Here is a 25735-nt window from a genome sequence, read left to right as displayed (position 1 = left end):
TTTGGCAGGCATCGTCGTCAGGCATGCCAGGACGGTGACAGCTCCCATAGCCGGCTTCTACGGCAGTACCTCGCGCCGGTCGCTGAGCTGGGCATCGAGCTCGGCGCGCTTGTCGTCGAGCAGGCCGGCATCGGCAGCCTCGATCACCGAATAGAGCTCGCCGGCGTCACTGAGCCGGGTCACCGTCACGTAATTGGCGCCGGCCGTGTAGAGGTCGTCGACGCCGCTCAGGAGATCCGCGGTGGCGACGATTTGCGCGGTCGGATTGAGCGCGCGAACGTGGCGCACCAGCTTCTCATTGTCGGCGCCGACCAGGAGGAAATCCGGCACGCTCAGGATGATGATCTCGGCCTTGCCGATGCCGGCGTGCACCAGCGTGTCGACATTGCTGATGTCGCCATAGATCACGTGCATGCCGCGGTCGGACAGCGTGCGGAACACCAGCGGATTGAAGTCGACGACGCTGATCTGCTCGAGCAGCGACTGGTTCTGCCGCTCGATCTGGCTGATCAGCGCGCTCGCGGCGCGGAAAAAGCCGAGGATCACGATGCGCCGGATCTCGCCGTGTCCCCCCTCCTGGCCTCCATCATGCCCGGCCTCGCCGCGGCCCTGACCTTCCTGGTCGAGGTCGCGCAGCCCGATCCGCTTCAACGGACCGATCAGGCCGCGCACGATCTGGTCGCTGCGGCCCATCGCGAAGGTCGAGAGCACCGCCAGCACCACGAAGGCGAACGAGGCCGCGTTCGCGGTTTCGGTCCCGATATGGTTGGCGGCGATGCCCGTCTGGATCACCACCAGCGAGAACTCGGAGATCTGCGCCAGATTGATCGCCGGCAGCAGGCTGGCGCGCAGGCCCTGCTTCATCAGATAGAGCGGCGTGAAGGTCGTGACCAGACGGCTCGCCACCGTGAAGGCCGCGATGACAAGCGCCAGCCCGATCACCTGTAGGCCCGGGATCGGGATCGTCATGCCGAGCGCGACGAAGAACAGCGTGATGAAGAAATCCCTGAGCGTCGTGACCTTGGCGGTGACGTCGAGCGCGTAGGGAAAGGTCGAGATCGAGACGCCGGCAACCAGCGAGCCCATCTCGCGCGACAGATGCAGCCGCTCGGCGATCTCGCCGATCAGGAAACACCAGGCAAGCGCGCCGAGCAGCACGAGCTCAGGCCGCCGCGCGATCTGGTGGAACAGCCGCGGCAGCACGTAGCGGCTCAGCACCAGCGCGGTCGCGACCAGCACCGCAACGCGGGCGACCGACAGCAGCACGACGCTGATCTGCAAATTATCGAGGCTCGGCTGCACCGCGAGGAACAGGATCGCGAAGATGTCCTGCAGCACCAGCACGCCGAGCGTGATGCGGCCCGGCAGCGTATCGAGCTCGCGCTTCTCGTAGAGCACCTTGACGATGATGACGGTCGAGGACAGTGCACAGGCGACGCAGAGATAGACCGCATCGAACTTGCCGCCGCCGATCGCAAGGCCGATTCCGGCAAAGAACGCCACGCCGATCAGGCAGCCGCCGATCAGCTCGCCGGCGCCAGCGAACAGGATGACCTTGCCGGCGCGGATGATCTTCTTGAGGTCGATTTCGAGCCCGATCATGAACAACATGAAGATCAGGCCGAGCTCGGAGATGACGCTGATCGATTCCTGGGACTTGACCCAGCCCATGCCGAATGGACCAATGAAAAAGCCGGCGATAAGGTAGGCCAGTATCAGCGGTTGCCGGGAGAAATGGGCAAGCAGCCCGATTCCCCAGGCAAACAGGATACAGAGCGTGATATCGCGAATGAGTTCATGCATGCGTCAACGACTTCCTTTGCCGCAACCTAGAGGGCCGGGCGTGAGGATCAACCTAGCAATGTGTCACATCCGCGCAGGCGGCATTTTTCTGGCAGTTCTGCTCTGCCTGCTCACCGTGCGCGCGACGGTGGCGCTAGCACAATCCCCGGCGAGTATTGAACAAAATTTTGCGAACTCGCTGACCGCGGTACCATCCGAAGGCCTCACCGCCTCCGGCGCATTCTATGTGCCGGTGTATTCCAGCGTGTCGATGAGCCACGGCAAGCTCAGGGCCGATTTCTCGGTGACGCTCAGCGTGCACAACGCCTCCGAGACCAAGCCGCTGGTGCTGAAGCGGATCGCCTATTTCGACACATCAGGCAAGATGGTGGAGAGCTACCTCAAATCGCCGATCGCGCTAAAACCGTTTGCGACCATCGAGGTCGCGATCGCCACCACCGATACCCGCGGCGGCACCGGCGCGAATTTCGTGGTCGATTGGGCGGCCGCCGGCGAGATCGCGGAACCGGCAGTCGAGGCCTTAATGGTCGGCAGCGTCGGTGCCGGGCACTATGCCTTCATCAGCCAGGGCCGCCCGATTCGGCTGACCGGCAAGAACTGACTTCACGGATGGCCGCTTCCGGCGGCCCTCTCAACGAAAACAACACGGAGCGAAACGTCCATGTCCACCTCAGCCCAGTTCGATTTTGCACCGCTGCTCCCGGCCGGCCTGCCTGCGCCCGCCGCGCGCTGGACCGGGCTCGCCAAATACAGCTTCGTCGGCGGCAACAACGATCCCGACCAGGTCCCGGTCGACGGGCTGCTGGAGGCCATGAACGCGGTGCTGAAGCGCGAGGGCAGGAATCTCGCGACCTACAACCTCGCGCACGGGCCGCAGGGCTATCTGCCGCTGCGCCAGTTCCTGACCGAGAAGCTGAACCGCGATGCCGGAATTGCCTGCACGCCGGACGAGATCATGATCGTCTCCGGCTCGCTGCAGGCGCTCGATCTGGTCAATCACACCCTGCTCGCCAAGGGCGACACGGTGCTGATCGAGCAGGAGACCTATCAGGGCTCGCTGAACCGGCTGACACGGCTCGGCGTCAATGCCGTCGGCATTCCCCTCGATGGCGAGGGCATCCGGATCGACGCGCTGGCCGCGGCACTCGCCGATCACAAGCGGCGCGGCATCACGCCGAAATACATCTACACCATCCCGACCGTGCAGAACCCGACCGGCTCGATCCTGCCGGAGAGCCGCCGCGCCGAGATGCTGAAGCTGTCGAAGGAATACGGCGTGCCGATCTTCGAGGACGATTGCTATGCCGATCTGATCTGGAACGGCAAGCGGCCACCCGCGATCTACGCCATGAGCACGCATGGCGGCGTCATCCATATCGGCTCGTTCTCGAAGTCGATCGCGCCGGCGCTGCGAGTCGGCTTCATCGTCGCGCCCTGGGCAATCATGTCGCGGATGCTGCCGCTGAAGACCGACGCCGGCTCCGGCGCGCTGGAGCAGATGGTGCTATCAGAATATTGCGCGCCGCATTTCGCGACCCACGTGCCGCGACTGACCAAGGGCCTGCGCGCAAAACTCGACACGCTGATGGAGGCGCTGAACGAGCAGTTCGGCACCGCAGCCGAATTCGAGGCGCCGAAGGGCGGCATCTTCCTCTGGGTCAAGCTGCCGGACAATGTCGATACGTTGAAGCTCTACCAAGCGGCGCTCGCCGCCGGCGTCTCGATCAATCCGGGACCGGAATGGTCGACCAGCAAGGCGCATTCCGGCAGCCGGCTGCGGCTCTGCTTCGCGAGCCCTTCGCACGACCAGATCCGCGAGGGCGTCGCGGTGCTGGCCGAGGTGTGCCGCAAGGAATTCGGCGTGCCCGCGCGCAGCAGCAATGTGGAGAAGCGCGGCTAGTCCTCGCTATGCCGCGCGATGGATTGCTTCGTCGCTATGCTCCTCGAAATGACAGCCAGTTACCTCGTCATTGCGAGCGAAGCGAAGCAATCCATGTCTCCGCTTGCCCGGAGGCTCACCGCACCGAAAATGGCGCCTGGTACGGCCGCCCGAACGGCACGCCGTTGATGACGGTCTGCACCGGCTTCAGCTGCAGATTGCCGTCGCGCTTGTTGTTGCGGGTGTCGACGAAGGTGACCGGGCCCTCGACGAGATCCATGATGGCGACGTCGCCGGGTGCGCCGCGCTGCAGCGTGCCGATCTTCGGTGTGCGGTTGATGATCCGCGCCGGCACCGAGGTCGCCATCGCCACCACCTGATCCAGCGAGGAGCCCATCGCAAGGAACTTGCTCATCACGTTCGGCAAGAACGGGATGCCCGGCGAATTGCCGGAGAAGACGTGGATGTCGGAAGAGATCGTATCCGGCGTGCAGCCCGCCGGAATTGCGATCTCCGCCACCGTGAAATCGAAGCTGCCGCCGCCATGGCCGACGTCGAACAGCACGCCGCGCTGCTTGGCCGCGAGCGCCGCCGGGAGCAGCTTGCCCTCCTGCACGATGTTGGTGAACGCGCCCGACATGTTCGGCGCGCCGGAATAGGCATGGGTGAGGATATCGCCCGGCCGCAACAGGTCGAGGATGTCGGACATCAGCTCCTTGGTCTCGACGCCACCGATATGCACCATCATCCGCGCCGGCCAGCCGCACATCTCGCAGGCCTGGATGCCGCGTTTCAGCGGTTCGACGCCGTGCTTGAAGATCACGTTCTCCGACATCCGCACCTTGACCCCGATCAGGAAGTCCGGGTTCTCGGCCAGCGCCGTCGCGCAGGCTTCGACCTGGGCATTGTCGATGTTGTAGAGCTCGGCCACCGGGAATGCCGACAGGCCGTTATTGGCGATGTGGACGAAAGCGTAGATCCGCGTCCGCGACTGCGCCACGATGAAGCGCCGCAGCGCCGCGAGATTGTTGACGCCGGCATCGCCCGCCGAGACGACGGTCGTGGTGCCCTGGAATTGCACCAGCTCGTCGGCGGGAATGCCGATCGCGGATCCATAGGGGTAGACGTGGCAATGCAGATCGACGAGGCCCGGCATCACCAGCTTGCCCGACGCGTCGATGGTCTTGACGGCGCGCGCGGCCGGAATCTCATCCTCGATCGCCTCGATCAGACCCCAGCGGATGCCGATGTCGCGCTTGCCGCGCAGCGACTGGCTCGGATCGATCACGTCACCGCTCTTGATGACGAGGTCGAACTTGTCGTCCGGCCCCATTGCGGCTGCGGCCGGCCCCGTAATGGCGGCAGCAGCAGCCGATCCCGTAGCTTTCAAAAAATCCCGGCGTGAAAATCCACCCACGGCAACGTCCCCCCGAACATTGATTTTTGTGGCGCGATGATGCGTCGGACGCCGTAGTTAGGCAAGGCCACCTGAACATCCGTTCAGAAAACTCCTCCAGTTCCTGAGGAACGTTTCGATCCGTGTACGGTTGCCTCCTCGCATCATTTGAGGAGGATGAAATGAAAAAGATTGGTTTTGTTCTTGCGGCGATTGGTGCGCTTGCAGTGGCTGTTCCGTCGATCGCGAGCGCCGAGACCGTCGTAATCAAGCGCGGCCATCACCATCACTGGGATCGTGGCTGGGGCGCGCGCGCCGAGATGCGCCATGACCGTGGTTGGCATCGCGGCTGGCATCACGACCATGACCGCGCGGTCGTGATCCGGCACGATCGCTACTAACCGCCGACATATCCAAGAGACCGACACAACGGAAAATGGCTCCTCACGGAGCCATTTTCTTTTTCAACATTCGTGTTCGGTGGTCGACGGGTTCAGTCCCATGCCGGCGCAAAACCCGGATTGACGCAGCGCATATCCTTGCGCAATGCCGCGATCGCCTTGCGGTCGTCATCGTCGAGCTTGAGCTTCAGCGCGTCAAGATTGGCCTGTTGGCTTTCGGCACGCGAAGCTTTCGGGATCGCCGCAACGCCGTCCTGATCTAGCAGCCATTTCAGCGCCACCTGGGCTGCGGTCGCATCATGCTTGCTGCCGATTTTCGCCAGCGTCTCATCGGTCGCGAAACGGCCCTGCGCCAGCGGGCAATAGGCCACCAGCGGGATCGATTTCGCGGCGAGATATTTGCGCACCGGCGTCTGGTCCAGCATCGCGTGATATTCGATCTGGTTGCAGGCGATCGGCGCCTTGATGTCATCGACCACGGTCTTGAGCAGCGCGGTGGTGAAGTTGGCGACGCCGATGGCGCGGACGCGGCCCTCCTCCTTCAGCCTCATCAGCGTCTCGAACACGGCCGGCAGCTTCATGTTCTTCGACGGCCAGTGCACCAGATAGAGATCGACGTGATCGAGCCGCAGCTTCTTCAGGCTCGCGTCGAACGCGGTCCGGATCGCATCCGGCGCCAAATTCTCGTGCCAGACCTTGGTGGTGACATGCAGGTCCTTGCGCGCGACCTTGGAGCCGGCGATCGCCGCCCCGATCGGTTCTTCGTTGGCGTACATCTCGGCGGTGTCGATGTGCCGGTAACCGAGCCCGAGCGCGCTCTCGACGGCCGCGCGGCAGGAATCACCCTGCATGCGGAAGGTGCCGAGCCCGAGCTGCGGCAGGCTGATGCCCTGTGTCTGCAGATTTTCCATGGATAGCTCCTGACGCGTGGGACGCCGATGAGATCGACGACGTCACGCCAGCAAATCGTTTCGTGGGAATGAAATGGCAGGACTGCCAACGCACAGTCTGCCCGCAAACCGCCCCTTCGGGCAAGGTATCCGCAAATCAAGATGTCGCGACGAATCCCGGTTTGACGCCTTTTCTTCACGCGATCCGGAACTCCACTTCGCTCGAAAACGCTACGGGCTAGATGTGCTGCGCCATGATCTGGCCGGGCCGCGCGTCCGGCCGCGGCTCGATGTCGACCGACCAGAGATCGTGGTTGTCGACGTCCTTCAGCGTCACCGTCATCACGGCGGTCCTGCCGTCGATGTCGACGCGGCCGAAGAATTGCAGGCCGAAGCACGGCGCGAGATTGTCGCCCTGCTCGGCCGAGCAACCGTTCTGGTACATCACCTTCGGGCCAAAGGTGTTGTCGAGCGCGCCCGGCGACCAGGTGCCGGCATGCAGCGGGCCGGAGACGAACTCCCAGAACGGCTCGAACTCCTGGAACATGGCGCGGTTCGGATCATAGTGATGCGCGGCGGTGTAATGCATATCCGCCGTGAGCCACACCGTGTTGCGGATGCCGGCGCGCTTCATGAAGGACAGCAGGTCGGCGATCTCGTGCTCGCGCCGCTCGGGCGGCCCGTCGCCGAGCGCAACGGCATCGAGACTGACGAGGCCGATCGGCAGGTCCGCCGCGATCACCTTCCAGACAGCATCGGATGCCACCAGCTCGCGCTTCAGCCAGGCAAGCTGGCTTTCGCCGAGGATGAAGGCCTGGTCAGGATCGCCCTGCTTGTTCCAGTTGGAATCGCGGTAGGAGCGCATGTCGATGATGAAGACGTCGAGCAGCGGCCCGTAGGCGATCTTGCGATAGACCCGGCCGTCGCGCTCCGGCATCAGCCGCATCGGCATGAATTCGTGGAACGCACGCCGCGCCCGCGCCACCAGGCGCGAGCTGCCGTCCGCGTCATAGCCGGTCGCGTCAGCGGTGCCGATCGGCGACCAGTCGTCGGCCACCTCATGGTCGTCCCACTGCGCGAAGACAGGCACTTCGGCGTGGAAGGCGCGGAAATTATCGTCGAGCCAGTTGTATTTGTAATTGCCACGAAACTCGTCGAGGCTGTGCGCGACGACGGATTTCTCGGCGGTGACGATGTTGCGCCAGACCTCGCCGTTCGGCAGCGCCTGCTCCGCGGGCACCGTGCAATCCGCATAGATGTGATCGCCGGAATGGATGAAGAAATCCGGATGCTCGTTCAGCATGGTGCGATAGCTACGCAGGCCGCCGCGCGCGGGGTCGATGCCCCAGCCCTGCCCGACGACGTCGCCGGACCAGACGAACGAGACCGAGCGACGGTCGGCAGGCGCGGTGCGGAAATGCCCGACGCGGCTTTCGCCGGCAATGCCGTCGTGATCCTCGAAGTGCACGCGATAGAACAAATCCTGGCCCGGCGGCAGGCCATCCAGCAGCAGCTTTGCGGTGAAGTCGCGCTCGGGCAACGCGTCAGCGGTCGCGCTGCGCAGGATGGTGGCAAAGCTCTCGACCGCGGCGCATTCGATGCGCATCCGCGCGGCGCGATCGGCGCGGGCCCAGATCACGGCGGAATCGCTTGCGACGTCGCCTGACTGGATCCCCGCGATCGCGGGCCGATCCGCCGCGCGGCTCAGATAGGGCCTTGCTAGCGCGCCCAATCCCGCCAGCGCGGCCGTGGACGCCGAGCGCACCAGAAGCTGACGCCTTGTGAGGCCTCGCCGCCTCGCGGAGATCGCTGTCGGCATCGAATAACCTTCGTCGAATCGCAACGAAGGTTTTGCCTGCGCCGTTTGACTCCGCCCTTACGGTTTCTTGACTCCCCGCCGACGGTTTTGCGACGGCGGGATGACTCAGGGGAGATCGAGATCGGAACAGTTTGGAGCGCTTGGCGCTTGGCCAGACCCGTCATCCTGAGAAGCGCGGAACGCGCGTCTCGAAGGATGGACGGCCCCCGTTCGTGGCCCATTCATCCTTCGAGACGGCCGCTTCGCGGCCTCCTCAGGATGACGGGTACGGTATTGGTGCGAACACGCGCGCAAGTTGGCGAGCGACGCCGAGCCGCGCCTCAGCGCTGCCAGTTGCAGATGCCCCCGGTGCGGCACGGCCAGGTCTGGATCCTGGTGTCGCGGGCTTCCGCATCGAGCGGGTTCGAATGCCGGCGTGCGAGCTTGGCGCGAGCGGGCACGTGTGCGGCCGCGCGCTTCTTCTCAGGCTGCGGCGTTACCCTGGTCGTGCGCACGGCCTTCTTCGGCGCGACTTTCGGCTGCTCGACCTGTGGCTCGGCGCTCGCATGCTGATCCGGACCATGGTCGGCCTTGGCCTCGACCGGAACCGGCTCGAACTGCGCCGGCGGACCAAGCGGTTTCGGCGACAGCACGGCCTGGGAGAGGTCAAGACTGAAGAACTCGCTTGGGCGGTAGTCGTCAGCGAACGCCACGCCACCCAACGCCAGGTACGCGGTACAAACAATTGCAACCAAAGCGCTTTTCAGGACCGTCAAAAGGGCCTCCTGAAATGACTGGAACAGAACGGCCTTTATGTAGGAGCGCGGCCGCACGAATCCAGCCGCGGCGACCGGCAGGGTTACCGGTCAACCAAGGCGGCCGTGGAAAGTTCCCCTACTCGGCCGCCTGTGCCAGCGGCTGGCCGATCGCGCGCTCCAGCCTTGCGCATTCGGTGCGGAAGCGGGCGACGTTGCCTTCCTTGATGTGGCCATAGCCGCGCACGAGGTCCGCAGCCTTCGCCAGCGCCACCAGGCGCGGCAAATCGAGCGGCTTTTTGCCGTCGAGGTGACGCAGGATCATCGCCGAATAGTCGACCGGCAACGCGCGCTCCATCTTGCGCTCGGCGGTGTAGCCGAAGATGTCGAACGCAGTGCCGCGCAGGCCCTTCAGCCCCGCCAGCAGGCCGAACGCCTTGAAGATCCACGGCCCGAATTCGCGCTTCTGCAAGCGCCCGGTCACGGGATCACGCTGCGCCAGCAGCGGCGGTGCCAGCAACACCTTCAAACCGGAATTGCCCTCGAACTGCTCCCTCAAGGCCTTGTTGAACTCGCCGTCGGAATAGAGCCGCGCGACCTCGTATTCATCCTTGTAGGCCATCAGTTTGAACAGACCTTTTGCAAAAGCCTCGGTCAGGTCCTGCGAGCCCGGCGCCGCCGCGGCCTCGGCCGAGCGGACGCGCGCGACGTCGTCGAGATAGCGCTTGGCGTAGGCCTCATCCTGATAGTCGGTGAGGAATTTGGCGCGGAACGCGATCGCCTCATCCAGCGTCTTCTTCGCCGGAGCTGTGCCCGCGTTCTTGAAGCGCGCGGCACTGACCACGCGCTGCAGATCGTGCGCGGCAAGCCGGCCCCAGGAAAATGCGGTCTTGTTCATGTCGATGGCGGCGCCATTGAGCTCGATCGCCTTCAGGATCGCCTCGAGCGACAGCGGGATCGCACCGCGCTGGAACGCGAAGCCGAGCATGAAGGCGTTGGTGGCGATGCTGTCGCCCATCAGCGCGGTCGCAAGCACTGTTGCGTCGAGGATGTCGAGATCGTCAGGCCGCACCGCGCCGTTCAGCGCATCGCGCATCGAGCTGGCCTCGAAGTCGATATCGGGGTCGATCACGAAGCTCGCGGTCGGCAGCAGATCGGCGTTGACGACGGCCCGGGTCACGCCGCGCTCGGCGCGGCTCAGCGCCGGCACGCTGGTGGCAACCACGAGGTCGCAGCCGAGGATCAGATTGGCATTGCCGGGCGCGATGCGGACCGTGGTCAGCATGTCCGACGTCGGCGCCAGCCTGACATGGCTCATGACCGCGCCGTTCTTCTGCGACAGGCCGGTGAAGTCGAGCGTCGAGCAGGCGATCCCCTCGACATGCGCGGCCATGCCGAGCAGCGCACCGATGGTGATGACGCCGGTGCCGCCGATGCCGGTGATCAGGATGTTGTAGGGGTTGCTCAACGCGTTCGCAGGTGGCGTCGGCAGGTCGGCGAACAGCGCCTTGGGATCGGCGGCAGTGCGGTCGGCCTTGCGCAGCTTGGGATCCTGCACCATCACGAAGCTCGGGCAGAAACCCTCGATGCAGGAGAAATCCTTGTTGCAGTTCGACTGGTCGATGCGGCGCTTGCGGCCGAGCTCGGTCTCCAGCGGCTGCACCGAGACGCAGTTCGATGCCACCGAGCAGTCGCCGCAGCCCTCGCAGACGCGCTCATTGATGAACACGCGCTTGGCGGGATCGGGAAACAGCCCACGCTTGCGGCGGCGCCGCTTCTCGGCGGCGCAGGTCTGGTCGTAGATCAGGACGGTGAGCCCCTCGATCTCGCGCAGGGTACGCTGCACGGCGTCGAGCTCGCGGCGATGATGGATGGTGGCGCCCGACGGGAAATAATTGGCGGGATATTTGTCGGGATCGTCGGAGACGATCGCGAGCTTCTTGGTGCCCTCGGCCCAGACCTGATGCGCGATCTGCGACACGGTGAAACCGCCCTCGGCGGGCTGGCCACCGGTCATCGCGACCGCATCGTTGTAGAGGATCTTGTAGGTGATGTTGACGCCGGCAGCCGCCGCCGCGCGCAGCGCCAGCAGACCGGAATGCGTGTAGGTGCCGTCGCCGAGATTCTGGAACACGTGCTGTTCGCTGGTGAACGGCGCCTGCCCGATCCAGCTCACGCCCTCCGCGCCCATATGCGAGATGGTCTGGGTGTTGCGGTTCGGTACCGACAGCGCCATGCCGTGACAGCCGATGCCGGCCATGGCACGGCTGCCCTCGGGGATCTTGGTCGACGAATTGTGCGGGCAGCCGGAGCAGAAATACGGTGTCCGCGACAGTTTCGCGGCAGCCGTGCCCTCGGCCGGGCGATCGAACGCCTCGAGCTTTGCCAAACGCTGCTCCAGCAGCGGACTGCGATGGCCGAGCTTGCGCAGCCGCGCGACGACGGCGGCGGCAACCATGGTCGGCGTCAGCTCGCCCTCGCTCGGCAGCAGCGGCGCACCGCTCTCGTCGCGCTTGCCGACCACTGAGGGACGCTTCGACGCGTCCATGTTGTAGAGGATGCGGACCAGCTGGTCCTCGATGAAGCCCCGCTTCTCCTCGACCACCAGCACGTCCTGCAAGCCTTCGGCGAAGGCCCGCGCGCCGTTTGCTTCGAGCGGCCAGGTCAGCGCCACCTTGTAGATGCGCAGGCCCAATTCTTGCGCATCGGCATCGGTGATGCCGAGATCGGCGAGCGCCTGGCGCAGGTCGAGATAGGCCTTGCCGGTCGCCATGATGCCGAGCCGCGCCGGCTTGGAATCCAGCACGATGCGGTCGAAGCGGTTGGCGCGGGCGAAGGCCGCAATGGCCTCCATCTTCGGACCATGCAGACGCCGTTCCGCCTCCAGCGGCGGATCCGGCCAGCGGATCGAGAGCCCGTCCGGCGGCATCTCGAAATCGTCGGGCATGATGATCTTGATGCGATCGGGATCGCTGACGATCGAAGCCGAGCTCTCTACTGTCTCGGAGATCGCCTTGAAGCCGACCCAGCAGCCGGAATAGCGCGACAGCGCGAAACCGAGGATGCCGAGGTCGAGATAGTCCTGCAACGTCGCCGGATTGATCACCGGCATCAGCGCTGAGGCGAACACCTGCTCGCTCTGATGCGCGAGGGTGGAGGACTGGCAGCCATGGTCGTCGCCGGCGAGCGCAATCACGCCGCCATTCGGCGATGTGCCGGCCGAGTTGGCGTGCTTGAGCGCATCGAGCGAGCGGTCGACGCCGGGGCCCTTGCCGTACCAGATGCCGAACACGCCATCGACCTTGGCGCCCGGGAACATACCGACCTGCTGGCTACCCCATACCGCGGTCGCCGCCAGATCCTCGTTGAGGCCGGGAACGAAGGCGATGTCATGCTGTTTCAGGAACGATTTCGCCCGCCACAGCGCGTGGTCATACATGCCGAGCGGCGAGCCGCGGTAACCGGAGATGAAACCGGCGGTGTTCAGCCCGTGCGCGCGGTCGCGTTCGCGCTGCAACATGGGCAATCGGACCAGCGCCTGGGTACCGGAGAGGAAGATTCGCTTGGTGTCCAACCGGTACTTGTCGTCCAGTCCAACGTCCATCAACGCCATCAGTCTCGCGCTCCCCGTCGGTTAAGTCACGCCGGTCCGAACCGGTCTTTTCTGCCGAATGATCATGCATCAGCATGCACTGATTTTGTTATGCATGAACAGCCCCGTTCCATGGCCGCAGCACATATCTCGTGCTGCGCCTGCGAGGCCTTGTTTCTCTGCGAGGCTTGCCGAACCCCGGCATCTTTGAAACGGTGGCGCGCAAAGGGAGACCAAGGATGATTACAGTCGAATCCGCGTTCACGACGGAAATCGTGGAGAAGGACAATCTGCTGGTGGGTCCCTGGCGCAGCCCGAAGCAGATGCTGCAGGCCCAGACCTACGACTCCCACGCGTCGATCCACGACGACGCAACCGCGCAGAAGCTCGGCTTCCGCGGCGGCACCATCGAGGGACCGACCCATTTCAGCCAATTCGCACCGCTGTGCGAGCGGATTTGGGGCCGGGCCTGGTTCATGACCGGCTGCCTGTCGGCGCATTACCGCAACCCGGTATTCGAGGGCGAAGAGGTGCAGGCCCAGATCGAGAACCCGAAGCCGGGTCAGACCGTATGCACGATCGGGATGATCAAGCGCGACGGCACCGAGATTTTGCGCGGCACCGCCTCGATCGATGGCGACGGCAGCGAGACGGCGCTGAGCCACCGGCTCGGCGAATTGAAGCCACTGACCGATCCCGTGATCCTCGCCGACATCAAGGTCGGCATGAAGACGGCGCGGCAGGCGATCAAGATGGACTTCGACCAGAACATGGGCGACCTCTATCCGTTTTCGCTGACCGACAAGCTCAAGGTGATCACCGAGCCGTCGGATTATTATTCGCTGGAGCACAATCCCTGGGGCCGCGCCATCATCCCGATGGAGATGCTGAGCGTGCTGTTCCAGTATCGCGCCCGCGAAGACCGCCTGCCGGTCCGCGGCCCCGCCGTCGGGCTGTTCGCCGACCAGGAGATCCGGCTTGTGCGTGGGCCGTTGTTCCCCGGCGAGACCTATTGGGTCGAGCGTGAGGTCGTGGCGCTCTCGGGCAGCAAACGCACCGAGAGCATGTGGGTGCGCTCGTCCGTGTTCGATGCCGACAACGCCGTGGTCGCGACCATGCTGCTGAACGGCGCCAGCATGAAGGATTCCTACGCCAACTATGAGCGCGAGCACAAAGCCCTCTACGGCTGACGCGACAGCCACATTTCCTGCAAGCCGCCGCAACAAGGACAACAACAATGGCCCGCCTGCCCTATCTCGAAGCCGACCAGGTCGCCCCCGAATATCGCGACATGCTCAAGCGCAACACCAATCTGCACAAGCTGTTGGTCAACTCGCCTGATATGGCGCGTGCCTTCAACGGAATCGGCGGCTACATCCGCTTCAAGAGCAAGCTCGATCCACGGCTGCGCGAGCTTGCGATCCTGCAGGTCGGCTGGCTCGAGAAGTCGGAATACGAGTTCACCCACCATGTGAAGATCGGCAAGGAGTTCGGCGTCACCGACGAGGACATCAAGGGCCTGATCGCGGAGACCGATGGCAAGCCGTCGACGCTCGAGCCGCTGGCGAGAGCGATCCTGAGGGGCGCCCGCGAGATGGTGCGCGAGCTCGCAATGTCCGATGCGACCTTCGCCGAGATCAAGCGGGAGCTCTCCGACGAGCACATGACCGATCTGGTGCTCACGATCGCGTTCTACTGCGCCGTGGTTCGGGTGCTCGCCACCATGAAGATCGACAACGAACCAACCTACAAAGAGGTACTGCAACAGTACCCGATCCCGGGAGTGAAATGAGATGCGCCTGCAAGATCGCGTCGCCATCGTCGTCGGCGCCGGCCAGAGCCCCGGCGAGGGTATCGGCAACGGCCGCGCCACCGCGCTGACCTTCGCGCGCGAAGGCGCCAAGGTTCTGTGCGTCGATCACAATCTGGATTCGGCGCAGGAAACCGTCGACCTGATCGCGGCCAAGGGCGGCACGTCAGTCGCCTTCAAGGCCGACGTCACCAAGAATGCCGACATCAAGGCGATGGTGGCGGATGCGCATGGCCGCTGGGGCAGCGTCGACATCCTGCACAACAATGTCGGCGTCAGCCTGTCCGGCGGCGATGCCGAGCTGCTCGATATCACCGAGGAAGCCTTCGACCGCTGCGTCGCGATCAATCTGAAGAGCTGCATTCTCGCCGCCAAGCATGTGATCCCGATCATGCGCCAGCAGCAGCGCGGCTCGATCATCAACATCTCGTCGATGGCCGCGATCACGACCTATCCCTACGTTGCCTACAAGGCGACCAAGTCGGCGATGATCGCCTTCACCGAACAGCTCGCGTACCAGAATGCGCAATATGGCATTCGCGCAAACGTGATCCTGCCGGGATTGATGAACACGCCGATGGCAGTGGACACGCGGGCGCGCGAATTCAAGAAGAGCCGCGCCGAGGTCGAGGCCGAGCGCGACAGCAAGGTGCCGCTGCGTCACAAGATGGGCACCGGCTGGGATGTCGCCAATGCCGCGCTGTTTCTTGCCTCCGATGAGGCGAATTTCGTGACCGGTGTCACGTTGCCGGTCGACGGTGGCGCAAGTGTGCGCCGCGGTTAATTGACACGGTTAACCCGGTTAATCGGGACGATTAACCTGTGTGACCATTCGGGATTAATCACTGTGACGAAATCACGCGTTATTGCGTCGCAATGATTCGAAAAAATTGAAATATTCCAATGACACGGCGATGTGACGGCGCGTCCACATAAATCGAAATCCTGACTCGTTGTGGTCGCACGAAATTCATCTGCGCTCTGTATCTCGCACGCCAAGAACTTCTGGAGTGCCTGAACCGATGAGCGAAGAATTCGAACTCAGACCCGATCAGTGGGATGCGCTGAAAGCGCTGCGGGCTCCCGCAGCAAACCCGTCACGGCTGAATCGATTTGCCGTCGAAAGCCTGATCACGCTCGGCTATGTCGCCGTGCGCGGCGATTCGTTTGAACTGACGCCCGCGGGCCGCAAGGTGCTGGTCCGCGGTTCGTCGCTTCTGCTGCTCGATATCGCAGCCTGACCTCTTTCAAAATGACACGAAGCTTACACACGCGGCATCATGCCGCGTGTGCTTTTCCGGGGATCGTGGTCTCGCCGTGCTGGGTCAGCGGCTTCATCCCGGTGAGGCTGCGCAGCAGCACATAGAACACCGGCGTCAGGAACAGGCCGAACACGGTAACGCCGATCATGCCGGAGAACACCGCGACACCCATCGCGCGCCGCATCTCCGAGCCCGCGCCGGTCGACAGCACGAGCGGCAGCACACCCATGATGAACGCCATCGACGTCATCAGGATCGGCCGCAGCCGCAGCCGGCTCGCTTCGATCGCGGCGCGGATCGGTGACCGCCCGGCGAATTCGAGCTCGCGCGCGAATTCGACGATCAGGATGGCGTTCTTGGCCGACAATCCGACCAGCACGATCAGGCCGATCTGGGTGAAGACGTTGTTGTCACCCTTCGACAGCCAGACGCCGAACATCGCAGCCAACAGGCCCATCGGCACGATCATGATGATCGAGAGCGGCAGCGCCAGGCTCTCATAGAGCGCGGCAAGCACCAGGAACACCAGGAGGATCGCGAGCGGAAACACCCAGAGCCCGGAATTGCCCGCGATGAACTCCTGATAGGTCAGGTCGGTCCATTCGAAGGCAAAGCCCGGCGGCAGCGTTTCGGCCGCGATCCGCGTCGCCGCCTCCTGCGCCTGGCCGGAGGAATAGCCGGGCGCGGCTGCGGCGTTGATGTCGGACGACAGGAAGCCGTTGTAGCGGATCGCCCGTTCCGGACCCGCGCTCTGGCGGACCTTCAGTAGCGCCGACAGCGGCACCATGTCACCGGACGACGAGCGCACCTTCAACTGCCTGATGTCGTCGGCACGCGCGCGGAACGGCGCGTCCGCCTGCACATAGACCGAATAGGTACGGCCGAATTTGTTGAAGTCGTTGACGTAGTAGGAGCCGAGATAGATCTGCAGCGTGTTGAAGACTTCCGTCACCGGCACGCCGAGCTGCAACGCCTTGGTGCGATCGATGTCGGCGAACAGCTGCGGCACGTTGACCTGGAAGCTCGAGAACGCGCCGGCGATCTCCGGCGCCTTCTGGATCGCGCCCATGAATGCCTTGGTGGCGTCGTTCAGCGCCTCATAGCCGAGGCCGGCACGATCCTCGATTTGCAGCTTGAAGCCGCCGATGGTGCCGAGGCCGTTGACCGGCGGCGGCGGGAACATGGCGATGAAGGCATCCTGGATGCCGGCATATTTCTTGTTCAGCGCCGCGGCGATCGCAGGCCCCGAGAGCGACGGATCCTTGCGCTCGTCGAACGGCTTCAGGGTCGAGAACACGATGCCGGCGTTGGAGGAGTTGGTGAAGCCGGAGATCGACAGGCCGGGAAACGCCACCGAGCTCTCGACACCGGGCTGGGTCAGCGCGATGTCGCTCATCTTGCGGATCACTTCCTCGGTGCGATCGAGCGTGGCGCCGTCGGGCAACCGGGCAAAGCCGACCAGATACTGCTTGTCCTGTCCCGGCACGAAGCCAGACGGCACCTGCTTGAACAGCACCCCGGTGACGCCAATCAGCAGCACATAAAGGCCGATCACCACGGCCTTGCCGTAGATCACCTTGGTGACGGTACGCCCGTAGTTCTCCGAGGACTTGATGAAGACCTTGTTGAAGCCGCGGAAGAACCACCCCAGCGACCTCTCCATGATCCGGGTCAGCCAGTCCTTCGGCTCGTGATGGCCCTTCAAGAGCAGCGCCGACAGCGCGGGCGACAACGTCAGCGAGTTGACGGCGGAGATCACGGTCGAGATCGCGATGGTCAGGGCGAACTGCTTGTAGAACTGTCCGGTGAGGCCGGAGATGAAGGCGAGCGGCACGAACACCGCGATCAAGACCAGCGCGATCGCGATGATCGGGCCGGACACTTCGCGCATCGCCTGGTTGGTGGCGTCGCGCGGCGACAGCCCGGACTCGATGTTGCGCTCGACGTTTTCGACCACGACGATGGCGTCGTCGACCACGATTCCGATCGCGAGCACCAGGCCGAACAGGCTGAGCGCGTTGATCGAGAAGCCGAACACATGCATCACTGCGAAAGTGCCGACGATCGACACCGGGACCGCGATCAGCGGGATGATCGAGGCGCGCCAGGTCTGCAGGAACAGGATCACGACCAGCACGACCAGCGCGATCGCCTCGAGCAGGGTGTGGATCACGGCCTCGATCGAGGAACGCACGAACTGCGTCGGATCGTAGACGATCTGGTATGACACGCCTTCCGGCATGTTCTTCTTGATCTCGGCCATGGTGGCGCGGACATGATCGGAGATCTCCAGCGCGTTCGACCCCGGCGCCTGGAAGATCGGGATCGCGACCGCCTGCTTGTTGTCGAGCAGCGAGCGCAGGCCGTATTCGGACGCACCGAGCTCGATCCGGGCAACGTCACGCAGCCGCACCACCTCACCGGCTGAGCCGGTCTTGACCACGATGTCGCCGAACTGCTCCTCGGTCGACAGCCGCCCCTCGGCGTTGACGGAGAGCTGGAGGTCGAGACCCTTGACGCTCGGCGAGGAGCCGACCACGCCGGCCGCGGCCTCGACGTTCTGCGCCTGGATCGCGCGCACCACGTCGCTGGCGGTCAACGCATGCTCGGCGGCCTTCTGCGGATCGACCCAGACCCGCATCGAATAATCGCCGGCGCCATAGAGCTGGACGTCGCCGACACCGTCGATCCGCGCCAGCCGGTCCTTGACGTTGAGCACTGCGTAGTTGCGCAGATACGTCATGTCGTAGCGGTTGTTCGGCGACAGCAGATGCACGACCATGGTGAGGTCGGGCGAGCTCTTCTTGGTGATGATGCCGAGCTGGCGCACCACGGCCGGCAGGCGCGGCTCGGCCTGCTGCACCCGGTTCTGCACCAGCTGGGTCGCCTTGTCGGGGTCGGTGCCGAGCCGGAACGTCACCGTCAGCGTCATCGCGCCGTCGGTGGTGGCCTGGCTCGACATATAGAGCATGCCCTCGACGCCGTTGATCTGCTCCTCGATCGGCGTTGCCACCGTCTCGGCGATCACCTTCGGGTTGGCGCCGGGATAGGTCGCGCGCACCACGACCGACGGCGGCACCACGTCGGGATATTCCGAGATCGGCATCGCCACCAGCGAGATCAGGCCGGCCAGGAAGATCAGGATCGATAGCACGCCGGCGAAGATCGGCCGGTCGATGAAGAATTTTGAGAGATTCATGGCTCCGCCCCCGCGCGCAGCGCCTAGCGCTGCACGACGTGCTGGTTGGTTTCAGTGGATGCCTGCTGCATGCCGCGCGCGCCCATCTCGGCGACTTCCATCTTCAGAAGTGCACCGGGACGCACGCGCTGCAGGCCATTGACGACGATGCGGTCGCCGGATTTCAGGCCGGCGGTGACGATCCGCAAGCCGTCGACCGAACCGCCAAGCGTGACGGAGCGATAGACCGCGCGGCTGTCGTCACCGACCAGCATGACGAACTTCTTGTCCTGGTCGGTGCCGACCGCACGCTCGTCGATCAGCACCATCGTCTGCTGCTTGGGCTGGCCCATGCGCACGCGGGCGAACTGTCCGGGGATCAACCGGCCGTCATCGTTCCCGAACACGGCGCGGACGCGGATAGTGCCGCTCTGCCCGTTGACCTGATTGTCGATCAGCTGGATGTGGCCCTTGGCGCTGAGACCGCCCGAGGTGACCATGTCGACCGGGATCTGATCGAGATTGCCGCGCTTGCCCGAGGCATCCGCGATCGAGTTCAGCGCGCGCAGCACGACTTCCTCGTCGGCATCGAAGCTCGCATAGATCGGATTGACCGAGACCAGCGAGGTCAGGACCGGCGACGAAGTGCCTGCCGCGACGAGATTGCCGACGGTCACCTCGATCCTGCCGACCCGGCCGTCGACCGGCGCGCGGACCTCGGTGTAGTCGAGATTGAGCTTTGCAGTCTGCAGCGCGGCCTCGGCGGCCTTGACGTTGGCGATCGCCTCGCGATTGGCGTTATCGCGCTGGTCGAAATCGCGCTTGGTCACGATGTTGTTGCCGACCAGCTGCGCACCGCGCTCGACTTCGCTGGTGGTAAAGACGACACGGGCCTTGGCGGCCTCGAGCTGGGCCTGAGCCCGGTCGACCTCCGCCGCGTAAGGTGCGGGATCGATCTTGAACAGGATGTCGCCGGACTTCACCAGCGCACCCTCAGTGAAATTGGTCGACAGGATCGCGCCCGCCACCCGGGGCCGGAGTTGGACGCGGTCGACGGCCTCGAGCCGGCCCGAGAAGTCATCGAACAGGGTGGTGGGTCGCGGCTGGATCACGGCCACGGTGACCGGCACCGCCGGTTCAGCGGCGGCGGCGGTCGCGGTCGCCTGGGCGGCATGGAAATAATGGCCGGTCGCGATCGAACCGGCCACCGCGAGGGCGCCAAGGATCACAACACCGCCGACGACGCGTCGGAACCGGCCGGAACGGGGATTTTGGGTTGACGAGGGCATTCACGCGCTCCAGATATCTGTAGTGTTCGCTACAGATGTGGAGCTGGACGCCGGTTCGCAAGATACTTATGTATCGAGCACTATGAATTTATTATCTCATTCGTGGGGAAATGGGAAGACGCGGAAAAACATCACGTGCAACAAGAGGATAAGCTAGGGACAATCCGTCATAGAAACGGCACCCGGCTTACGGAGCAACGAGAAATGGGAATGGGACGCCCCCGCGCCTTCGACGCGGACGCCGCTTTGGACCGGGCCATGGACGTGTTCTGGCGCCACGGTTACGAGGGCGCGACGATCGCGCAACTCACCGAGGCGATGAGCATCAATCCCCCGAGCCTTTATGCCGCCTTCGGCAGCAAGGAAGGCCTGCTGAAGGCCGCGCTCGACCGCTACACCGAAAAGCGCGACGCCTGGATGGACCGGGTGCTCGTTGCCCCGACCGCGCACGAGGTGGCCGAACGATTTCTGATGGAGCACGCGGACGCGCAGACCGACCCCGCCAACCCGCCCGGCTGTCTGCTGGTCCAGGGAGGACTTGCCTGCGGCACCGGTTCGGAGAATGTTCCATTTGAGCTGGCGGCGCGCCGCACCCGCACCGAGGATCAGTTGCGCGACCGCTTTGTCCGCGCCAAGGCCGAAGGTGATCTGGGCGAGAGCGTCGATCCAGCCACGCTTGCGCGCTATCTCTCCGCGGTGACATCAGGCATGTGCGTGATGGCCTCCTCGGGTGCCGACCGCAATGCACTGCGCGAGATTGCGGCGGTGTCGCTGAAGGCGTTCGAGGAGCAGACGAAGGGCTGAGCGGTTCACGCCGAGCGCACGCGAGCTCCAACGGGATGGGAGTGACCGGCGATGAACCATTGGACCGGCTGGCTGCCAGGTCTGACCACGCTCCGTCGATATGAAGCGGCGTGGCTCTCACGCGACATCTTCGCCGGGCTCGTGCTCGCGACCATGCTGGTGCCGGTCGGCATCGCCTATGCGGAAGCGTCGGGCTTGCCCGGCATCTACGGACTTTACGCGACGATCATCCCGCTCCTCGCCTACGCGTTGTTCGGGCCGAGCCGCATCCTCGTCCTCGGACCGGACTCGGCGCTTGCTGCCGTCATCCTGGGCGTCGTCGCTCCGCTGTCGGGCGGCGATCCCATGCGCGCGGTAACGTTGGCGGCGATGATGGCGATCGTCTCCGGAGCGATATGCATCGTGGCCGGCGTTGCGCGGTTGGGATTCCTCACCGAGCTGCTCTCCAAACCGATCCGCTACGGCTACATGAACGGAATCGCCTTGACCGTTCTGATCAGCCAGCTGCCAAAGCTGTTCGGCTTCTCCATCGACGGTGATGGGCCGCTGCGCAGCCTCTGGGCGATCGTCGGCGCGATCCTGGACGGAAAGACACATTGGGTCACGCTCGCGATCGGCCTTGCGACATTGGCGGCGATCCTGCTGCTCGCCCGCAACAAGCGGCTGCCGAGCATTCTGATTGCCGTCGTTGCGGCAACGGTCGTCACCGGTGTGCTCGGTCTCGGGGCGCGCTATGGCGTGAAGGTTCTGGGGCAGCTTCCCCAGGGCCTGCCGGGTTTCGCCATTCCCTGGATCAGCTATGGCGACATCGTGCAGGTGCTGATCGGCGGCTGCGCCGTCGCACTGGTGTCATTCGCCGACACCAGCGTGCTGTCGCGGTCCTATGCGGCAAGATTGGGCGATCGCGTCGATCCCAACCAGGAGATGGTGGGGCTCGGCGCAGCCAATCTGGCGGCCGGCTTTTTTCAAGGCTTTCCGATCAGCAGCAGCAGCTCGCGCACGCCCGTCGCTGAAGCCGCCGGCGCGCGCACCCAATTGACCAGCGTCATCGGCGCGCTTGCCATCGCCTTCCTGCTGCTGATGGCACCGAACCTGCTCCAGCATTTGCCCAATGCCGCGCTGGCCGCCGTCGTCATCGCCGCAGCGCTCGGCCTGTTCGAGATCAGCGACCTCATGCGGATCTACCGCATCCAGCAGTGGGAGTTCTGGCTGTCGATGGTCTGCTTCGTTGGCGTGGCCGTGCTCGGCGTGATTCCGGGCATCGGCCTTGCTATCGTACTCGCCATCATCGAGTTCCTGTGGGACGGCTGGCGGCCGCATTCCGCGGTGCTGGGCCGCGCCTCCGGCGTGAAGGGTTATCACGATATCACGCGATATCCGGGCGCGCGCCAGGTCCCCGGGCTGGTGCTGTTCCGATGGGATGCGCCGCTGTTCTTTGCCAATGCTGAATTCTTCAAGGAGCGTGCGCTGGACGCCGTGGCGAAATCACCGACGCCGGTGCGCTGGCTGGTGGTCGCGGCCGAGCCGGTCACCAGCGTGGACGTGACCGCGGGCGACATTCTGGCCGAGCTGGACGAGGCATTGCATGCCCAGAAGATCGACCTGTGCTTTGCCGAGCTCAAGGATCCCGTCAAGGACAAGCTGAAGAAATTCGGCCTGCTGGCGCAGCTTGGCGAGAACAACTTCTTCCCGACCATCGGCGTTGCCGTTGCGCGCTATCTCGAGATCAATAGCGACGTCAGCTGGGATGATTGGGAAGACCGGGCCGAAGCCTAGCCTCACCACATTGTCTGTCGCGCCCGCTCCGGCCATTCGCGATCGTACTTCTCGCCGCCGACCGTGTGCTCGCTCATTTCGGCGAGGATCTGGCCCGGTGTCGGCAGGCTCTTCGGGTCGATTTGCTTGTCGGGATTCCAGAGCTCGGAGCGCACGATCGCACGGGCGCACTGGAAGTAGATCTCGTCCACGTTCATCACGATCACCGTACGCGGCGCCTTGCCTTCCATCTTGAAGGAGGCGAGCAGCTCCGGCTCGGCGGTGACATAGGCGCGGCCGTTGACGCGCAGCGTGCTGCCGGAGCCCGGAATCAGGAACAGCAACCCGACGCGAGGGTCGCGCACAATGTTGCGCAGCGAATCGCAGCGATTGTTGCCGCGCCGATCCGGCATCATCAGCGTCTTCGGATCGTGGATGCGGACAAAACCCGGCAGGTCGCCGCGCGGCGAGCAGTCGAGCCCCTCGGGTCCCGAGGTCGCAAGCGACACGAATGGCGATTTCTCGATGAGCACACGATAGAGCGGCGTTACGTGATCGGCGACCTTCACGGTCGACGCGTCGTTCGGGAAGCCGTAGATCGCCTCAAGCTGCTCGATCGTAGAGATCACCGACATCAGTGCTGTTCTCCCTCTGTGGTTAGTCGTCCCAGCGTTCGCCCTTGATGATGCGGACGAGCTGTCGCGCGTGATATTCGGCGGTGCCGGAATTGACGATGGTGAAATCGGGCGTCGACGTAGTCTCGTCGACGGTACGAGACAGCCGCTGCGCGAGCAGACCATCACTGCTGCGCGCCCGCGCCGCCAGCCGCGCCGCCAGCACATCCGGCGGCGCCGTGATCGACACCACGACGGCATTGGCATAGTTGCGGCGTGCCGCCGCGATCACGGTGCGCGAAACATTCGCGATCACGGTGCGCCCGGCGCGGATCTCGTCGTCGATCGCGCGCGACAGCGCGTAGCGATGGCCGTGCGCTTCCCAATGCATGGCGTACTCGCCGGCGGCGGCCGCGCTCTGAAACGTTTCCGCGCTGACCTCTTCATTGTCTTCCGACGCCGAGGCCTGGCGGGTGATCAGGCGGCGGGAAAAAACGATGTCACGCTCACCGGCGCAGGCCGCTTTCGCGAGTCCCAGCAGCGTATCCTTGCCGGCGCCGCTCGGGCCGACCACCACGATCAACCGGCCGGGACCGATCGTGCTGGGATGCTGCCCGGCGATGACGGACGCGTTGGTCACGCGACCCTCCCTCCTTCGCGCCAGACGCTGCGCACGACCGGCAGATCGCGCGCGACGTGGACGCGGATCAGGTCGGCGCGCCGGCCGACCGCGATCTCGCCGCGATCGTCGAGCCCGACCGCTTCCGCCGGCGTCTTGGTGACGGTGCGGACGGCGGAGGCGAGATCGATCGCCGGCACATGCCGCGGCAATTGCAGCGCCGCCATCAGCAGGCTCGACGGAATGTAGTCCGACGACAGGATGTCGAGCATGCCCTCATTGGCGAGATCGACGGCGGCGATATTGCCGGAGTGCGAGCCGCCGCGCACCACGTTCGGCGCGCCCATCAGGATGTCGATGCCGGCTGCGTGCAGGCCCCGCGCGGCTTCCATCGTGGTCGGGAATTCCGCGACTGCGACCTTGTCATTGACGGCGTCGACCACGTTCTCGTCCGTGGTGTCGTCGTGGCTCGCCAGCGGGATCTTGTAGGCATGCGCCAGCGCGACGATCGCGCGGGTGTTGGCGACCGCATATTCCTTCTGGTAGGCGAAGCGGCGCGCGAACAGCACGTCGAGTTGGGCGTCGGTCATGCCGCCGCCCTTGCCGCGGTAGTAATCGCGCAGCTTGACCTCGTCGCGGAACTGACGCTGCCCCGGCGTATGATCCATCAGCGACATCAGCCGCACGTCCGGGCGGTCGATCAGTTCCTTCGCCTCGGCGACGACGTCGGGCATCGGCACTTCACAGCGCAGATGCAGGAAGTGATCGGCGCGCAGCAGATTCTCCTCGCGCGCCGCCGAGATCGCCGCCGCCAATACCCCGGCGCGGCCATCGACATCCTCGGCGCCGTCCTCGCGCCAGACCCTCAGCGAATCCAGCACCGTGGTGATGCCCGAAGTGGCGAGCTGCCCGTCATAGGAGATCACGGCGGCGACCGGATTCCAGAACACCTTCGGCCGCGGCACGTAGTGCATCTCGAGATGGTCGGTGTGCAGCTCGATCAGCCCGGGCATCAGAAGATCGCCTGCGGCATCCTCGGCCGCCTCGGGCGCCCTGCCCTCGCCGAACTCGGCGATCCTGCCATCCGCGATCGCGACCCAGCCCTGCTCGATCACGCGATCGGCGAGGACCAGCCGGGCGTTGCCGATGATGGTGTCTTGCTTGGCGGTCATTTCAACGGTCCTTCAGGCGGCAGCGGCAAACGAGGTGACATCGACGATCCGGTCGGCGATCAGATGACGGATTTCGTCGTCATGGACAATGGCGACCATCGCGACGCCCTTGGTTTTCTTCTCGGCAATCAGCTCGACCACCACGGCGCGGTTCGCCGCATCGAGCGAAGCGGTCGGCTCGTCCAGCAGCAGGATCGGCAGGTCCGAGATGAAGCCGCGCGCGATATTGACGCGCTGCTGCTCGCCCCCGGAGAAGGTCGAGGGCGGCAGGGTCCACAGCCGCTCCGGGATATTGAGCCGGCGCAGCAGACGGCCGGCGCGCTCGCGGGCCTCCTGGCGCGCCACGCCATTGGCAATCAGCGGCTCGGCGACGACGTCGATCGTCGCCACCCGCGGCACTGCGCGCAGGAACTGGCTGACATAGCCGATGGTCGAGCGGCGAATGCTCAGCACCTGGCGCGGCTCGGCGGTGGCGAGGTCGATCACCTCGCCGTGGTGGCGGATGCCGATCCGGCCGCTGTCGCAGCGGTAGTTGCCGAAGATCATCTTCAGGATCGAGGATTTGCCGGCGCCCGACGGGCCCGACATCACCACGCATTCGCCGGGATCAACGTGAAACGAAACGCCGCGCACCACAGGCAGCTCGACACCACCCTGCAGATGCATGGTGAAGGTCTTCTCGGCGTTGGCAAGTTCGATCATCGCGGTCATTGGCAAG

At 64.6% G+C, this 25735-nt stretch carries 21 protein-coding genes; 9 read left to right on the top strand and 12 right to left on the bottom strand.

The window, feature by feature from the left end; genetic code table 11:
* Nucleotides 1–57: 57 nt before the first annotated feature.
* On the bottom strand, nucleotides 58–1803 hold the full coding sequence (locus JQ616_RS36110; RefSeq protein ID WP_212022932.1) for a cation:proton antiporter: 1746 nt from the start codon (nucleotides 1801–1803) through the stop codon (nucleotides 58–60).
* Between the two features lie 58 nt (nucleotides 1804–1861).
* On the opposite strand from JQ616_RS36110, the gene JQ616_RS36105 reads away from it, so the two are divergent.
* Together JQ616_RS36105 and JQ616_RS36100 are read left to right on the top strand one after the other, a co-directional pair.
* A complete protein-coding gene (locus JQ616_RS36105) occupies nucleotides 1862–2404 on the top strand; it encodes a DUF3124 domain-containing protein (RefSeq protein ID WP_249137742.1) in 543 nt (180 codons plus the stop codon).
* Between the two features lie 60 nt (nucleotides 2405–2464).
* Entirely contained in the window at nucleotides 2465–3703 is a 1239-nt protein-coding gene (locus tag JQ616_RS36100) for a PLP-dependent aminotransferase family protein (RefSeq protein WP_212022931.1), read from the top strand.
* Between the two features lie 115 nt (nucleotides 3704–3818).
* Here the strand turns inward: JQ616_RS36100 and JQ616_RS36095 are convergent, their stop codons facing one another.
* Complete coding sequence (locus JQ616_RS36095; protein WP_212022930.1) at nucleotides 3819–5099, bottom strand: amidohydrolase family protein; 1281 nt, start codon at nucleotides 5097–5099, stop codon at nucleotides 3819–3821.
* A 161-nt stretch (nucleotides 5100–5260) separates the two neighbouring features.
* Between JQ616_RS36095 and JQ616_RS36090 the strand changes: the two genes are divergently transcribed.
* Nucleotides 5261–5479 carry a hypothetical protein gene (locus tag JQ616_RS36090; protein WP_212022929.1) on the top strand — a complete coding sequence of 73 codons (219 nt, stop codon included), beginning with the start codon at nucleotides 5261–5263 and terminating at the stop codon, nucleotides 5477–5479.
* A gap of 92 nt (nucleotides 5480–5571) precedes the next feature.
* Here JQ616_RS36090 and JQ616_RS36085 read toward each other — a convergent pair whose 3' ends face one another.
* From JQ616_RS36085 to JQ616_RS36070, 4 genes are all read right to left on the bottom strand, one after another.
* Nucleotides 5572–6390, bottom strand: coding sequence for an aldo/keto reductase (locus JQ616_RS36085; protein WP_212022928.1), 819 nt, complete (start codon nucleotides 6388–6390; stop codon nucleotides 5572–5574).
* Nucleotides 6391–6607: 217 nt separating this feature from the next.
* Nucleotides 6608–8188 (bottom strand): alkaline phosphatase D family protein, encoded by a 1581-nt coding sequence (locus JQ616_RS36080; protein WP_212022927.1) that lies wholly within the window; start codon nucleotides 8186–8188, stop codon nucleotides 6608–6610.
* 320 nt (nucleotides 8189–8508) lie between these two features.
* The gene (locus JQ616_RS36075; RefSeq protein WP_212022952.1) at nucleotides 8509–8880 is read right to left on the bottom strand and encodes a hypothetical protein; all 372 of its coding nucleotides are present in this window, start codon (nucleotides 8878–8880) and stop codon (nucleotides 8509–8511) included.
* A 181-nt stretch (nucleotides 8881–9061) separates the two neighbouring features.
* Nucleotides 9062–12538, bottom strand: a complete 3477-nt coding sequence (locus JQ616_RS36070) for an indolepyruvate ferredoxin oxidoreductase family protein (protein WP_349630093.1) — start codon at nucleotides 12536–12538, stop codon at nucleotides 9062–9064.
* A 215-nt stretch (nucleotides 12539–12753) separates the two neighbouring features.
* On the opposite strand from JQ616_RS36070, the gene JQ616_RS36065 reads away from it, so the two are divergent.
* From JQ616_RS36065 to JQ616_RS36050, 4 genes are all read left to right on the top strand, one after another.
* Complete coding sequence (locus JQ616_RS36065; RefSeq protein WP_212022925.1) at nucleotides 12754–13704, top strand: hypothetical protein; 951 nt, start codon at nucleotides 12754–12756, stop codon at nucleotides 13702–13704.
* A 47-nt stretch (nucleotides 13705–13751) separates the two neighbouring features.
* Nucleotides 13752–14306 carry a carboxymuconolactone decarboxylase family protein gene (locus tag JQ616_RS36060; RefSeq protein ID WP_212022924.1) on the top strand — a complete coding sequence of 185 codons (555 nt, stop codon included), beginning with the start codon at nucleotides 13752–13754 and terminating at the stop codon, nucleotides 14304–14306.
* Between the two features lies 1 nt (nucleotide 14307).
* Entirely contained in the window at nucleotides 14308–15108 is an 801-nt protein-coding gene (locus JQ616_RS36055) for an SDR family NAD(P)-dependent oxidoreductase (RefSeq protein WP_212022923.1), read from the top strand.
* Nucleotides 15109–15346: 238 nt separating this feature from the next.
* Entirely contained in the window at nucleotides 15347–15565 is a 219-nt protein-coding gene (locus tag JQ616_RS36050; RefSeq protein ID WP_028334528.1) for a hypothetical protein, read from the top strand.
* A 37-nt stretch (nucleotides 15566–15602) separates the two neighbouring features.
* Here JQ616_RS36050 and JQ616_RS36045 read toward each other — a convergent pair whose 3' ends face one another.
* Together JQ616_RS36045 and JQ616_RS36040 are read right to left on the bottom strand one after the other, a co-directional pair.
* On the bottom strand, nucleotides 15603–18785 hold the full coding sequence (locus tag JQ616_RS36045) for an efflux RND transporter permease subunit (protein ID WP_212022922.1): 3183 nt from the start codon (nucleotides 18783–18785) through the stop codon (nucleotides 15603–15605).
* 23 nt (nucleotides 18786–18808) lie between these two features.
* Nucleotides 18809–20053: an efflux RND transporter periplasmic adaptor subunit gene (locus JQ616_RS36040; RefSeq protein WP_212022921.1), complete on the bottom strand. Its 1245-nt coding sequence runs from the start codon at nucleotides 20051–20053 to the stop codon at nucleotides 18809–18811.
* 204 nt (nucleotides 20054–20257) lie between these two features.
* Here JQ616_RS36040 and JQ616_RS36035 point away from each other — a divergent pair, with 204 nt between their 5' ends.
* The gene (locus JQ616_RS36035) at nucleotides 20258–20857 is read left to right on the top strand and encodes a TetR/AcrR family transcriptional regulator (protein WP_212022920.1); all 600 of its coding nucleotides are present in this window, start codon (nucleotides 20258–20260) and stop codon (nucleotides 20855–20857) included.
* 51 nt (nucleotides 20858–20908) lie between these two features.
* Nucleotides 20909–22633: a SulP family inorganic anion transporter gene (locus JQ616_RS36030; RefSeq protein ID WP_212022919.1), complete on the top strand. Its 1725-nt coding sequence runs from the start codon at nucleotides 20909–20911 to the stop codon at nucleotides 22631–22633.
* Nucleotides 22634–22635: 2 nt separating this feature from the next.
* Here the strand turns inward: JQ616_RS36030 and JQ616_RS36025 are convergent, their stop codons facing one another.
* The 4 genes from JQ616_RS36025 to phnL are packed head-to-tail and all read right to left on the bottom strand — an operon-like array spanning nucleotide 22636 to nucleotide 25728.
* Complete coding sequence (locus JQ616_RS36025) at nucleotides 22636–23247, bottom strand: pyridoxamine 5'-phosphate oxidase family protein (protein ID WP_212022918.1); 612 nt, start codon at nucleotides 23245–23247, stop codon at nucleotides 22636–22638.
* A gap of 22 nt (nucleotides 23248–23269) precedes the next feature.
* Nucleotides 23270–23866 carry a phosphonate metabolism protein/1,5-bisphosphokinase (PRPP-forming) PhnN gene (gene phnN / locus JQ616_RS36020; RefSeq protein WP_212022917.1) on the bottom strand — a complete coding sequence of 199 codons (597 nt, stop codon included), beginning with the start codon at nucleotides 23864–23866 and terminating at the stop codon, nucleotides 23270–23272.
* Nucleotides 23863–25017 carry an alpha-D-ribose 1-methylphosphonate 5-triphosphate diphosphatase gene (locus JQ616_RS36015; protein ID WP_212022916.1) on the bottom strand — a complete coding sequence of 385 codons (1155 nt, stop codon included), beginning with the start codon at nucleotides 25015–25017 and terminating at the stop codon, nucleotides 23863–23865. Before JQ616_RS36015 ends, phnN begins: the two co-directional genes overlap by 4 nt.
* 12 nt (nucleotides 25018–25029) lie before the next feature.
* On the bottom strand, nucleotides 25030–25728 hold the full coding sequence (gene phnL, locus JQ616_RS36010; RefSeq protein WP_212022915.1) for a phosphonate C-P lyase system protein PhnL: 699 nt from the start codon (nucleotides 25726–25728) through the stop codon (nucleotides 25030–25032).
* Between the last annotated feature and the right edge of the window lie 7 nt (nucleotides 25729–25735).

Source organism: Bradyrhizobium tropiciagri (assembly GCF_018130545.1).
Taxonomy (GTDB): Bacteria; Pseudomonadota; Alphaproteobacteria; order Rhizobiales; family Xanthobacteraceae; genus Bradyrhizobium; species Bradyrhizobium tropiciagri_A.
Note: the sequence above shows the minus strand (reverse complement) of the source record. Positions and strands in the feature narration are given on the sequence as shown.

What these genes read in the sequence shown, in the direction of transcription:
- JQ616_RS36105 (WP_249137742.1), top strand. Translation starts at nt 1,862, where the DNA reads ATGTGTCACATCCGCGCAGGCGGCATTTTTCTGGCAGTTCTGCTCTGC.
- JQ616_RS36100 (WP_212022931.1), top strand. Translation starts at nt 2,465, where the DNA reads ATGTCCACCTCAGCCCAGTTCGATTTTGCACCGCTGCTCCCGGCCGGC.
- phnL (WP_212022915.1), bottom strand. Translation starts at nt 25,728, where the DNA reads ATGACCGCGATGATCGAACTTGCCAACGCCGAGAAGACCTTCACCATG.
- JQ616_RS36025 (WP_212022918.1), bottom strand. Translation starts at nt 23,247, where the DNA reads ATGTCGGTGATCTCTACGATCGAGCAGCTTGAGGCGATCTACGGCTTC.
- JQ616_RS36110 (WP_212022932.1), bottom strand. Translation starts at nt 1,803, where the DNA reads ATGCATGAACTCATTCGCGATATCACGCTCTGTATCCTGTTTGCCTGG.
- JQ616_RS36065 (WP_212022925.1), top strand. Translation starts at nt 12,754, where the DNA reads ATGATTACAGTCGAATCCGCGTTCACGACGGAAATCGTGGAGAAGGAC.
- JQ616_RS36080 (WP_212022927.1), bottom strand. Translation starts at nt 8,188, where the DNA reads ATGCCGACAGCGATCTCCGCGAGGCGGCGAGGCCTCACAAGGCGTCAG.
- JQ616_RS36040 (WP_212022921.1), bottom strand. Translation starts at nt 20,053, where the DNA reads ATGCCCTCGTCAACCCAAAATCCCCGTTCCGGCCGGTTCCGACGCGTC.
- JQ616_RS36055 (WP_212022923.1), top strand. Translation starts at nt 14,308, where the DNA reads ATGCGCCTGCAAGATCGCGTCGCCATCGTCGTCGGCGCCGGCCAGAGC.
- JQ616_RS36060 (WP_212022924.1), top strand. Translation starts at nt 13,752, where the DNA reads ATGGCCCGCCTGCCCTATCTCGAAGCCGACCAGGTCGCCCCCGAATAT.
- JQ616_RS36045 (WP_212022922.1), bottom strand. Translation starts at nt 18,785, where the DNA reads ATGAATCTCTCAAAATTCTTCATCGACCGGCCGATCTTCGCCGGCGTG.
- JQ616_RS36090 (WP_212022929.1), top strand. Translation starts at nt 5,261, where the DNA reads ATGAAAAAGATTGGTTTTGTTCTTGCGGCGATTGGTGCGCTTGCAGTG.
- JQ616_RS36050 (WP_028334528.1), top strand. Translation starts at nt 15,347, where the DNA reads ATGAGCGAAGAATTCGAACTCAGACCCGATCAGTGGGATGCGCTGAAA.
- JQ616_RS36030 (WP_212022919.1), top strand. Translation starts at nt 20,909, where the DNA reads ATGAACCATTGGACCGGCTGGCTGCCAGGTCTGACCACGCTCCGTCGA.
- JQ616_RS36015 (WP_212022916.1), bottom strand. Translation starts at nt 25,017, where the DNA reads ATGACCGCCAAGCAAGACACCATCATCGGCAACGCCCGGCTGGTCCTC.
- JQ616_RS36085 (WP_212022928.1), bottom strand. Translation starts at nt 6,390, where the DNA reads ATGGAAAATCTGCAGACACAGGGCATCAGCCTGCCGCAGCTCGGGCTC.
- JQ616_RS36035 (WP_212022920.1), top strand. Translation starts at nt 20,258, where the DNA reads ATGGGAATGGGACGCCCCCGCGCCTTCGACGCGGACGCCGCTTTGGAC.